General features: G+C 52.1%; 12 protein-coding genes. 3 read left to right on the forward strand and 9 right to left on the reverse strand.

Annotation, left to right across the window (positions count from 1 at the left end):
• Positions 1-108: 108 nt before the first annotated feature.
• Positions 109-1,269 carry a patatin-like phospholipase family protein gene (locus tag MXMO3_RS10670; protein ID WP_051213785.1) on the forward strand — a complete coding sequence of 387 codons (1,161 nt, stop codon included), beginning with the start codon at positions 109-111 and terminating at the stop codon, positions 1,267-1,269.
• A 12-nt stretch (positions 1,270-1,281) separates the two neighbouring features.
• Here the strand turns inward: MXMO3_RS10670 and MXMO3_RS10675 are convergent, their stop codons facing one another.
• Positions 1,282-1,869, reverse strand: a complete 588-nt coding sequence (locus MXMO3_RS10675; RefSeq protein ID WP_245985726.1) for a 5'-methylthioadenosine/S-adenosylhomocysteine nucleosidase — start codon at positions 1,867-1,869, stop codon at positions 1,282-1,284.
• Positions 1,870-2,088: 219 nt separating this feature from the next.
• Here MXMO3_RS10675 and MXMO3_RS10680 point away from each other — a divergent pair, with 219 nt between their 5' ends.
• Together MXMO3_RS10680 and MXMO3_RS10685 are read left to right on the forward strand one after the other, a co-directional pair.
• Positions 2,089-3,294, forward strand: coding sequence for an MFS transporter (locus MXMO3_RS10680; RefSeq protein ID WP_245985837.1), 1,206 nt, complete (start codon positions 2,089-2,091; stop codon positions 3,292-3,294).
• 110 nt (positions 3,295-3,404) lie between these two features.
• Positions 3,405-4,721 (forward strand): di-heme oxidoredictase family protein, encoded by a 1,317-nt coding sequence (locus MXMO3_RS10685; protein WP_117395860.1) that lies wholly within the window; start codon positions 3,405-3,407, stop codon positions 4,719-4,721.
• Here MXMO3_RS10685 and MXMO3_RS10690 read toward each other — a convergent pair.
• The 8 genes from MXMO3_RS10690 to MXMO3_RS10725 form a co-directional block, all read right to left on the reverse strand.
• The gene (locus MXMO3_RS10690) at positions 4,718-5,632 is read right to left on the reverse strand and encodes a DMT family transporter (protein ID WP_205468009.1); all 915 of its coding nucleotides are present in this window, start codon (positions 5,630-5,632) and stop codon (positions 4,718-4,720) included. The two genes, MXMO3_RS10685 and MXMO3_RS10690, sit on opposite strands and share 4 nt — an antisense overlap.
• Before the next feature lie 37 nt (positions 5,633-5,669).
• A complete protein-coding gene (gene pgi, locus MXMO3_RS10695; RefSeq protein WP_117395861.1) occupies positions 5,670-7,307 on the reverse strand; it encodes a glucose-6-phosphate isomerase in 1,638 nt (545 codons plus the stop codon).
• A gap of 12 nt (positions 7,308-7,319) precedes the next feature.
• On the reverse strand, positions 7,320-8,453 hold the full coding sequence (gene tgt, locus MXMO3_RS10700) for a tRNA guanosine(34) transglycosylase Tgt (RefSeq protein ID WP_117395862.1): 1,134 nt from the start codon (positions 8,451-8,453) through the stop codon (positions 7,320-7,322).
• On the reverse strand, positions 8,453-9,529 hold the full coding sequence (queA, locus tag MXMO3_RS10705; RefSeq protein ID WP_117395863.1) for a tRNA preQ1(34) S-adenosylmethionine ribosyltransferase-isomerase QueA: 1,077 nt from the start codon (positions 9,527-9,529) through the stop codon (positions 8,453-8,455). The genes tgt and queA overlap by 1 nt, the downstream gene beginning before the upstream one ends.
• Positions 9,530-9,538: 9 nt before the next feature.
• Complete coding sequence (locus MXMO3_RS10710; protein WP_117396784.1) at positions 9,539-10,009, reverse strand: peptidylprolyl isomerase; 471 nt, start codon at positions 10,007-10,009, stop codon at positions 9,539-9,541.
• A gap of 87 nt (positions 10,010-10,096) precedes the next feature.
• Positions 10,097-10,711, reverse strand: a complete 615-nt coding sequence (locus MXMO3_RS10715) for a peptidylprolyl isomerase (protein ID WP_245985728.1) — start codon at positions 10,709-10,711, stop codon at positions 10,097-10,099.
• Positions 10,708-11,202: a pantetheine-phosphate adenylyltransferase gene (gene coaD / locus MXMO3_RS10720; protein WP_027835381.1), complete on the reverse strand. Its 495-nt coding sequence runs from the start codon at positions 11,200-11,202 to the stop codon at positions 10,708-10,710. Before coaD ends, MXMO3_RS10715 begins: the two co-directional genes overlap by 4 nt.
• A gap of 7 nt (positions 11,203-11,209) precedes the next feature.
• The gene (locus tag MXMO3_RS10725; protein WP_117395864.1) at positions 11,210-11,833 is read right to left on the reverse strand and encodes a LysE family translocator; all 624 of its coding nucleotides are present in this window, start codon (positions 11,831-11,833) and stop codon (positions 11,210-11,212) included.
• Positions 11,834-11,870 lie beyond the last annotated feature (37 nt).

Genomic DNA, 11,870 nt, shown 5'->3' on the forward strand with positions numbered 1-11,870 from the left:
TTTAGGGTTTTATCATGCGCATAATCGGTTAGGGTTCTCGTATTAAGTGCGTTCTATTATCTCAAAATCCACCATCATCAATTTGCAATTGATGTGACAGGAAAACCAATGCTCAACTCATTGCGAATTAACAATTTTGCGCTGGTTTTGGCGGTCATCGTTACGGCCGTACTTGGCGGCTGCGCTGCTGACCGCGCCAATCGATCTGGCTATTCCATCGAAATGAGCAGCAACGCAATTGTCCCGCACATTGAGAATGCACGCATTTGGGCCGATGACCCGAAAATCGCAAGTGGCGGCCTATGGTCACCAAGCGCCCTCAAGGACATTAATGCCCCGATTAGCATGTTGACCTTGTCTGGTGGCGGTGCGGAAGGTGCATTTGGCGCGGGCTTTTTGAAGGGGTGGAGCCAAACAGGCACACGGCCGCAGTTTAGTGTCGTCAGTGGCACCAGCGCAGGCGCTTTGCTCGCCCCATTTGCTTTTCTTGGCCCTAAATATGATCACGTCTTGGCGCAAATCTTTACCCAAGAACGCACCAGCAAACTTGTGCGTGTCGCCGGATTGTCGGCAATTTTTGGCACGAGCGTGTTTAGCGCCGAGCCGCTGGAGAAGATGGTGGCGCACTATGTGACACCTGAGCTTATTCAGGAAATTGCCAAAGAACATGCCAAGGGCCGCAGGCTCTATGTCATCACCACAAATATCGATACGCAGCGCACGGCCATATGGAACATGGGCGCCATTGCCTCGGCAAAAACGCCAGCCGCGTTGGGCCTGTTCCGCAAGGTCCTTTTGGCATCAGCCAGCGTACCCGGTGTGTTGCCGCCGCAATATATTGAAGTCTCGCATAACGGACAATCCTTCAGGGAAATGCATTTGGATGGCGGCGTCACGGCAAACATCATGCTGCTGCCGGAAGCTATTCTGCAAACCGGTCATTATCGCAGGCTTGCCTCGAAACCCACGCTTTATTTGTTGTTTAATGGCAAGATCGGCCATGAATATAAGCTCGTGAAGCCGCAAACCATTAGCATTTTGGAACGATCATTCGGCACCGCGATCAAAGCGAGTTCGCGTCAAAGCATCATTGCGGCACGCCAATTCGCGAAATCGCAGGGGTGGAACCTCAAAATCGCAGCGTTAGCCACCGACTTTGAATCGCCCTTGAATGAAGTTGAGCTAAATGAGCAAGAGCTGACCGCACTGTTCGATGAAGGCGTAAAGAGTGGTAGCCAACGCGACGCTTGGCGGGAAAGCTTTGAATAAGCGTTCTTCCACTTAAGAAGTTTCAAGCGCCTCGATGATGCCATCGACCAATTTTGCGAGCTTTTCATCGAGCAACGGCAACAGTTCCGTCCAATCGTTGAATTGCTGCAACTCCTTTTTGCCGTCACTTATGCCGCGTAGGGCAATGAGAGGCACATCGAACGACTGACACACCCTTTTGACGGCAAAGGTTTCCATATCAACCATTTCTGCGCTCAATTGCTCAAATTCCACACCGACAATCACTTTGCCGCCGGTTGAAAGGGTCGCTTTGGGTATAAAATCAAATTGCGGGGCCAACTCTAATGCCGCGGGCAAATCAACAAAGGGGGTCAGCCCCTTTTCAAACCCAATCGCAGACGCATCCATATCGCGATAGCTTACCGATTTGGCTTGATAGATCTCGCCCTGTTGTAGGCTCGCTGAGCCGGAGGAACCGAGCAGCAAAGCATAATCCGGTGCATTTTCGCACTGTTCCATGACTCGGGCCGTATTCATTGCGGCTTCCACCGGGCCTACACCAACGATATAGGGATCAATTCTCGCCTTTAGATGAGTGCCATATTCGATGGTTGTGGCCATAAGTGGCAGAATTTGCATTCCATTTTTCAGATGTAGTGATTTGCCCAAAATTTCATTCCCCAGCCTGGAGCGCCGATTCATTTTATCCAACCCCAGTATGCCTTAGAAAAAATCGAAAAAAAGCGGGTTGTGATTTTTTATTTGGCGTGATTAGGGTACGCGGAATTCTGTTGAACAATGATTGGACTATTCGGTATGTGGGGCGCTATTCGAGCCGCGTGGCCGCTATTTGTGGGTATGATTCTGCTGATGGTCAGCAATGGCCTTTTGTCGACCATATTGACGATCCGTGCGCAGGAAATTGGCTATAGCGAAACCACCATTGGTTTGGTCCAGTCGGGCTACCCAATCGGCTTTATTCTGAGCTGTTTTATCACCCCTATAATGATCAATCATTCGGGACACGTCAGGGTTTTTGCCGCTCTGGTTTCCATTGCCAGCACCTCCGCACTTATCCACCTGATCACAGAGGATCCGGCCATTTGGGTCGTAATGCGCGTCCTTTCCGGCTTTTGTTTTTCCGGCATCTATATTGTTGCAGAAAGCTGGCTGAATTCCTTGGCGGACAATAAAAACCGCGGCTCGCTGCTTTCTTCATATTTTGTGGTGCAAACCGCTGGCTATATGGTCGGGCAACTGATGATCGGCCTTTCAGCACCAGGTGCCATAACCCTGTTCATTTTCACCTCAGTGCTACTGTCTGTATCACTTGTGCCAATCTTGATTGCAGCGACCACCCAGCCGAGCCTTGAAGAACCCCAACGCGTGACGATTTTTGAATTGTTTCACATTTCGCCCATGGCGGTGATTGGCGGATTCTTTATCGGCATTTCAAACGGCGGCCTTGCCTTTGTGACAGCGATTTACGCCCGCAATGTGGGCCTCAGCGTGCCGATGACAGGTTATTTGCTTGCCGCCACGACGTTGGGCGGTTTGCTGTTTCAATTCCCGTTGGGCAAGCTCTCGGATATATTTGATCGACGTTTGGTGATTATCATTTCATCCATCATCAATGGGCTGGTCTGCTTCGTAATGGTCTCTGTGGGTACCCCTCACCTCTATCCAATTATATTGTTCGGCGGTTTCCTGATTATGGGCGGCTTCACCCTGCCCGTCTATTCGATCTGCATGGCGCACATGAATGACTATTTGAAACCTCAGCAAATGGTTGCGGCTTCGAGCACGTTGGTTCTTGTGTTTTCAGCCGGTATGGTTATTGGCCCGATTGGCGGCGCATTTGTGTTGGATCGTTTTGGCGGCACGGGCATGTACGTATTCTACGCCATGGTCGCGTTGATTATGGCCGGAACCGGCATTCAGCGTTTGATCAAAAGCGACAAAGGCGAAGTCGACGACAAAGACAATGCCGTCCCCTTTGCGGCTACTACTACGCCCGAGGCCACACAAATGCATGTCGATGATTTGACTGAATCGACCCCATAGTCAGTTGGCTATTGGGCTCTTGCAGTAATCTCCACGTGCGTCGTGTCGCCTAGTCGACAGCCCTGGCGGAAGCTTTGGCTGCGCAATGCGTTGTGGTAATATCTGCGTAAATGACGAAAACACTGGCTGTTGTTGGCACCACATGCTTGGCACTTTTCAGCATCGTATTTGCTGAGGCGGGCGAACTTGTGCCCCGCGGCGAAACGGCCTTTTCCCTCGCCCAACCCGGTATGACCTCCGAGGATCTTGCAGAGTTCAATTATGGTCGAGACATTTTCAACCATGTTTGGACGACGGTGGAACATGCTGATGGCACCCAAAGTGGGTTGGGCCCACTATATAGTGCAAATTCGTGTGCGGCCTGTCACATTAATGATGGCCGCGGGCATCCGCCAGAGAAAGAAGGCAGTCCGGCCCAATCGCTTGCGGTGATTGTTGGTGTACCGCAAGCGGACCAATCTCCCTTGCCTGACCCCATTTATGGGAAACAGATTCAAGATATCGCCAATGGCACCGCACCTGAGGCACGTGTTATTGTGCAATATACCGAAAAACAAATTGAACTCGCCAACGGCGCTACGGTGCATTTGCGCCGCCCAACAATTCGCCTCGAGGAACTCGCCTTTGGCCCTATGGATAAACAAACGCGTATTTCTGGACGCATTGCGCCGCAAATAATCGGATTGGGTTATCTGGAAGATGTTTCAGCTGAACAATTAGCCGTTCTCGCTGATCCTGAAGACTGCGACGGGGATGGGATAAGTGGCAAAATCTCGTTGCTGGACGATGGCAAGATCGGTCGGTTTGGCTGGAAAGCCTCAGCGCCGACTTTGCACTTTCAAACGGTAAAGGCGGCGCATTTAGATATGGGGCTCTCCACGCCAGATTTTGACTTTTTTGCTGGCGACTGTACCGAATCCCAGACAGCATGTTTGACCGCTGGTCGCGAAAAGCCACCACAGGGCAAGACCGAGTTAAACCGCAACCAAGTGCGCCTGCTGGTGATTTACGCGGCACATTTACGTGTGCCACCTGCACGCAATATGGACGATCCGGCGGTTATGCAGGGCAAGAAACTGTTTAAAGAAATTGGCTGCGCAAGCTGTCACTATGACCAGAAGTTCAGCCCAGATATGCCGCGCGCCGCTTATACGGACATGTTATTGCACGATATGGGCGATGATCTCGCCGATCCAATCTATGGCGACCATTATTTGGCCCAAGAATGGCGGACGCCTGCTCTTTGGGGCATTGGCTACACTGAAGAAGTGGGCGGGCATTTGGCGTTTTTGCACGATGGCCGCGCCCGGACTTTGACGGAAGCGATCATGTGGCATGGTGGCGAAGGCACAGCGGCGCGCGATCAGTTTGCAAAGCTAAGCGGTGTAGATCGCGCGGCCCTACTGGCCTTCTTGAACGCGCTTTAGCGCGGCATGTTGCGTCGGAATCCTTCTTTGAACGCCACAATGGCAGCGCTGCCGACAATGAAAGGTAGAGCTGCGTAGAAGCTGAAGCCAGGAATATTTCCGAATATGGTCACCCCAATGATCACCGCCCAGATCAATGACAAATATTCAAATGGCGCGAGCTTTGACGCTTCGCCTAATTGGAAGCTGGTGGTGACCAGAATATGGGCAAAGCCGCCAAACAAGCCAGCACCAAGCAACAAAATTTCCTGCTTGTAATCCGTTTCAGCCCAGCCGAACGGCAGCGTGCACAGGCCGACGACAGCGCAGGTAAGCGCGAAATAAAACGCGATGGCGGCAGGATGTTCGGTTTTGGCAAGATTGCGGATTTGAATAATGGAGGCTGCCGTGAGCACTGCCGCCAAAACGCCCAGACCAACGCCCATCAAATAGGATTCATTATCGGTGCGGCTATTCATCAATTCAGGCACCACCAAAACTCCAGTGCCAAACACGCCCAAGATCACCGCGATCCACCGCACAGCAGGCACCAACTCTTTCAAAAAGATTTGCGCAAAGATCACCACAAAGATCGGCGATAGATAGGTCAACATGGTTGCTTCAGCAATGGTGAGAAAAGCCAACGTCGCGAAAGACGCGAACATGGCACAACACCCGGTGATGCAGCGAAATACGTGCCGAATGGGATATTTTGATTTCAGGCCACGCGGAAATTCGCCGCGTATCCAGAGATAGCCAACGAGCGGAATCAAGGCGTACGCACTGCGGTAAAAGACAATTTGACCCGTCGGCGCAACATCCGACAGGCCCTTAACGCACGCGACCATCAGGGCAAATAGGATGCCCGAACTGATCCGCAGAACGATGGCAAGATTATCTTGTGACATGGTCCACCAAATTGGTTGGACCATCAAACTAACCTAGCCATCAATTTGCGCAATGATTCTTTTAATCACGCCAAGCGTGGAATTGCGCCAACAGGCCTTCAGTGGAACCATCATGCTGGCTCTCGGCTTTGGCATCTTTCACCTTCGGGAGGATGGCTTTGGCCAATTGTTTGCCCAATTCAACGCCCCACTGGTCGAAGCTATTGATGTTCCAAATCGCGCCTTGCACAAACACTTTGTGCTCATAAAGCGCGATCAGTTTGCCGAGCATCTTTGGCGTCATCTTGGCGTAGATCAAAGTGTTGGACGGGCGGTTGCCCTCAAACACTTTGTGCGGGGTGAGCGCTTTGATCTCTGCGTTTGACAAGCCCTGCTCCTTCAATTCAGCCACCACTTGTTCGGCGCTTTTGCCGAGCATTAGGGCTTCAGATTGAGCAAAACAGTTGGCCACCAGCTTTTGATGATGTTCGGGCAAATTGTCGTGCGCTTGCGCGGCGACGAGGAAATCGACGGGAATGATGTCGGTGCCCTGGTGGATCAATTGATAAAAGGCATGCTGGCCGTTGGTGCCAGGTTCGCCCCATACGATTGGGCCGGTTTTGCGGGAGACTTTTTCGCCATTGAGCTGAACCGACTTGCCGTTAGATTCCATATCTTGCTGCTGTAGATAGGCGGCGAAGCGGTTCATACGCTGATCATAAGGCAAAACGGCGTGAGTGGCATGACCCCACACATTGCGATACCACACGCCCAACACGGCCATGATCACAGGCATGTTTTCCGCGAGTGGCGCGGTGAGGAAATGCTGGTCCATCTCATAGGCACCAGCCAAAAACTCATCAAACTGGTCCGGGCCAATGGCCAGCATGACGGGCAAGCCGATGGCGGACCAGACGGAATAGCGGCCGCCGACCCAATCCCAAAAGCCAAAGATGCGGTCTTGGGCGATGCCAAAATCGGCGCAGGCGTCCAGATTTGTAGAGAGTGCCGCGAAATGATCTTTCACCGCAGCATCGCCCAGCGCATCCACCAGCCATTTGCGGGCGGTGTTGGCGTTGGTCATGGTTTCGTCGGTGGTAAAAGTTTTGGAGGCGACCAGAACAAGCGTGGTTTCGGGCTGCAGCTGCGCCAGTGTGTCGGCAATGTCCGCACCATCGACGTTAGAGACGAAGTGCGGTGTGATGCCTGCATCAATATATGGGCGCAATGCGTTGCATACCATGGCCGGGCCAAGGTCTGATCCGCCAATGCCGATATTGACCACATCGGTGATTTTTTGGCCCGTGGCGCCTTTGATGTCGCCAGAGCGTATCGCATTGGCAAAAGTGCGCATATTGGCCAGGACCTCACGCACATCTGGCATGACGTCTTTGCCGTCGACCATAACAGGTTGATCGCCTTGAAAGCGCAGCGCCATATGCATGACCGCACGATCTTCTGTAGAATTGATATGCTCGCCCGCCCACATGGCGTCGCGCCGTGCTTCAACATTGGCAGCTTTGGCGAGATCGATCAGCGCGTTGAATGCGCTCTCATCGATGAGATTTTTGGAATAATCGAGGGCAAGATCATCCAGCTTGAGGCTGAATTGGCCGAAACGATCGGGGTCAGATTTAAACATCTCCCGCATTTCGGCATCTGCCAGTCGAGAGTGATGATTTGATAAATCGTTGAAAGCTGAATCGATCGTTAGGGACATGATCTTTCCTTATTATGACAGGGGTGGAATATCACCTTTCGCCCAACCCTCGCGGGTTTCGGCCGCGAAATCATCAAAACGATCTGCGGCAATGGCATCACGCATGCCCTGCATCAGTGTTTGATAATAGGCCAAATTGATCTGCGACAAAATCATGGCGCCCAACATCTCATTGGCACGAATAAGATGGTGCAAATAGGCCCGCTGATAGATTTGACAGTTGGGATTGGACGAGGTTTCATCCAAGGGACGTGCATCGTCTTTATGACGTGCATTTTTGAGGTTGATCACACCATATTTAGTGTAGGCATGACCGTGGCGTCCGGCGCGTGTAGGGTGCACGCAATCGAACATATCAATGCCGCGTTTGACCGCGCCGAGCAAATCGTCCGGCTTGCCCACGCCCATCAAATAGCGTGGCCGATCTTGAGGCAAGGCAGGTGTTGTATAGTCCAACACCTCAAACATGGTTTCCTGCGGCTCACCTACCGCAAGGCCACCGACAGCGTAGCCTTTGAAACCAATTTCAGTGAGCGCCTGCGCAGAGCGCAAGCGTAAATCTTCTTGGTCGCCGCCCTGAACAATCCCAAACAGCGCCCGGCCCGGCTGGGTGCCAAATGCATTTTTGGACCGCTCAGCCCAACGGATGGAAAGTTCCATGGCGCGTTGAATGTCTTCACGGGTCGAAGGCAACGCCACACACTCATCGAGCTGCATTTGAATATCCGCGCCCAGCAGGGTCTGGATTTCAATGGAGCGCTCTGGGGTGAGCATATGTTTGGAGCCATCAATATGGGATTTGAACGACACGCCTTTCTCATCAAGCTTACGCAATTTGGCCAGACTCATCACCTGAAAGCCGCCAGAATCTGTGAGGATGGGGCGCGACCAATTGGCAAATTTGTGCAGGCCACCCAAATGGGCCACCCGCTCCGCGCCGGGGCGCAACATCAAATGGTAAGTGTTGCCAAGGATAATGTCGGCACCTGTTTCGCGCACCTGGTCGGGATACATGCCTTTCACCGTGGCGGCTGTGCCGACCGGCATAAAGGCAGGCGTGCGGATTTCGCCGCGCGGGGTGGAAATTTCACCAAGGCGCGCGCCATTGCTTTCAGATTTGAATTCAAAAGCAAAATCAGTCGTCATTATTTATCCTTGTCCGCGCTGTCATCACGAAACAGCAGCGACGCATCGCCAAATGAATAGAAGCGATATTTGTTGTCGATGGCGTGTTTATAGGCCTTTTGCATGGTTTCAAAGCCTGAAAAGGCCGAAACCAGCATGAAAAGCGTTGATTTTGGCAGGTGGAAGTTGGTCATCAACACGTCGACGGCATTAAATCGATAGCCCGGCGTGATGAAAATGTCGGTCTCGCCGCAAAATGGCTTCAGCTCGCCATCAAAGGCCGCGCTTTCCAACAGCCGCAAGCTGGTGGTGCCCACTGCAAAAACCCGTCCGCCTTTGGTTCTGGCGTTCTTTATGGTGTCGATGGTGGCTGGGGTGATCTCACCCCATTCCGCGTGCATTTTATGGTCTTCAGTGTTGTCCACTTTGACGGGCAGAAACGTCCCTGCCCCAACATGTAGCGTCACTTCTTCGATCTTCACGCCCTTGGCGCGGATGGCATCGAGCAAGCGGTCGGTGAAGTGCAAACCAGCTGTTGGTGCCGCCACTGCCCCATCATGCTTTGCATAGATGGTTTGATAATCTGTATCGTCCTGATCTTCATGGTCGCGCTTGGCGCCAATGTAAGGCGGCAGCGGCATTGCCCCGCGAGCTTTGATCGCCTCGTCCAGCTCGGCGCCTTTTTCGGCGAACTTAAGCTGAACCTCACCGGCGTCGGCTTTTTCCACCACTTCGGCGCGCAAAGGGTCAACGCCCTCACGCAAAAACTCGACGTGATCACCAATGGCCAGTTTTTTAGCTGGACGCGCAAAAGCACGCCACTGGCTGGGATCGACCCGCTTATGCAAATTGACCGAAATCTTCGCCACAGCGTCGCCGCGAGTCCGCGTGCCCACCAATTCGGCAGGCAGCACTTTGGTGTTGTTGACCACCAGCACATCGTTTTCGGACAGAAATTCCAACAGTTCGGAAACCGAACGATCTTGAATTTCTTTTGCCGGATCGACCACAAGCATGCGCGCAGAATCACGTGGCACCGCAGGATGCAGTGCCACAAGATCGTCCGGCAATGTAAAATCGAAATCGTCTACGCGCATAAAGCGAGTTTAATCCGCAGCGACACGCAGAGACAAAATCTGATCCGGATCTGCAACAGGTTCACCGCGCTTAAGCTGGTCAATCGCGTCCATACCATCAATCACTTGACCCCAAACGGTGTATTGACCGTCCAAGAATGATTGATCGTCAAAGCAGATGAAGAATTGTGAGTTGGCTGAGTTCGGGTCCATTGTGCGGGCCATTGAACATGTGCCGCGCTTATGGGGCGTGTCGTTGAACTCTTGCTCTAGGTCTGGCTTTTCTGAGCCACCAGTTCCTGTGCCGTTCGGGCAACCGGCTTGAGCCATAAAACCTTCAATTACACGGTGAAATACGATCCCGTCATAAAAGTTTTCGCGTGCCAGCTCTTTGATGCGCTCAACATGCTTTGGCGCCACGTCTGGCAATAGCTCGATGACCACACTGCCTTTTGATGTTTCCATAAGCAATGTGTTTTCAGGATCTTTAATATCAACCATTTTGTTCTCCTCAACACTGGATTCAGCGTTGTTTGGTCGTTTCATATGGCGGTGGATGCGCAGATCCACCGCTATTCGATTGGGGTTTTACTGGTCTTTGACGCGAAATGAAACAATTTTATCCGGGTCAACCACCTGCCCATTGCGATTTTGGTCGCCTTTTTTGATTTGGTGGACATGTTCCATGCCATCTTTGACATAGCCAAACACTGTATATTGTCCGTTCAAGAACGATGCGTCCTCGAAAGTGATAAAGAATTGCGAGTTGGCTGAGTTTGGGTTCTGGCTTCTTGCCATACCCAAAGTGCCGCACTGATAATTTGTGTCGGTAAACTCAGCCGGCAAGTCTGGATAATCGGAGCCACCCATGCCTGTGCCAGTTGGGTCGCCAGTCTGGGCCATAAAGCCTTCAATCACGCGGTGGAACACCACATTGTCGTAAAAGCCTTCATTGGCCAGAGTTGTGATCCGCTCCACATGCTTGGGCGCCAAATCAGGGCGCAGTTCAAACTCGACTGTGCCTGTTTTCAGTTCCATTTCCATGGCCACGGTTTCAACGCCTTCAGGCGCAGCCGGCGTTTCACAGGCCGGATAGGCTTGCGCCTTGGTCATTTCGGTAAAAGCCGCATAGCCAAACAGGCTGATGAAGGCGACACCAAGCATGGTGAACACCCGATTCTTATTGGTCATTTGTTCGGTCATTTATTCTTCAATACATTTAGAACTGCGTTGGGGACAAAAGCAGAGATGTCTCCGCCCATTTGCGAGATTTGCCGCACCAAAGTGGCCGATATGTGACGAACATGTGGGCTCGATGGCACAAAAACGGTTTGCAAATCCGGCGCCATTTGCGCGTTCATACCCACCATTTGCATCTCATAGTTATAGTCTGTGGTGTCGCGCAAGCCGCGAATGATGATATTGGCGTGCAAATTGCGGGCAGCGTGGATCATCAAGCCGTCAAATTGAGCAATATCCACAACCACATCATTGCGTTTGGCGATTGGAGCGATGGCTTGTTGCAACAGCTGCAAGCGCTCGTCGCCTGTTAGAATTGGGGACTTGCCGTGATGAGTGCCCACGCCAACGATGAGCCTGTCGACCAGCCGACAAGCGCGCTCGATTACGTCAATATGACCATTGGTAATTGGATCAAATGATCCCGGATAAAAACCGGTACGTTTCTCCGCCATAAATGCCTCAGCTTTTTTGTTGTAGCGCCAACCATGCGCCACCAAATATTAGGAACCCGCCGCTTAGCTTGTTCAATATTGCGACGCGCTGTTGTGATAATAGGTTACGCGCCTTACTCGCCGCAAGGGCATAACAGCTATCAATGGTGGCAAAAAATGTGACCGTGATGAGGCCCAAAATCATAATTTGCGGTGCAACGGCTTGTTGTGTGTCGATAAATTGGGGCAAAAACGCACCCAAAAACAGCAACGCCTTGGGGTTAGCCATGGTAACCAAAAAGCCTTGCAGCACATATTCGCGCATGGTGCGCCCGTCTGCCAGCGATTGGTCAAATTTCAGGCCAGACCGATTGCGGATCATTTTCCAACCCAAATAGATCAGATAGGCGGCGCCCAAGAGTTTCAACCAGAAGAAGGCGTTGCCCATCACGGAAATCACGGCTTCAAGCCCGAGTGCAACGATGGCCACCATCAACAAAACTGCAATTTGCGCGCCCAAAATCGTCCCCAAGCCGCCTTTGATGCCGCGTGATAGCGCGTTGGCAACAATGATTGTGACGGTGGGGCCTGGCACAATAGCTAAAAAGAAACAGGCTGTTATGAACGCCAACAGCATGGTGCTATCCAGCATAATATCCTCCCAAAGAAAAAGGCCGAGAAAATCCCGG

Origin of the sequence: Maritalea myrionectae (genome assembly GCF_003433515.1) — a bacterium.
Classification (GTDB): domain Bacteria; phylum Pseudomonadota; class Alphaproteobacteria; order Rhizobiales; family Devosiaceae; genus Maritalea; species Maritalea myrionectae.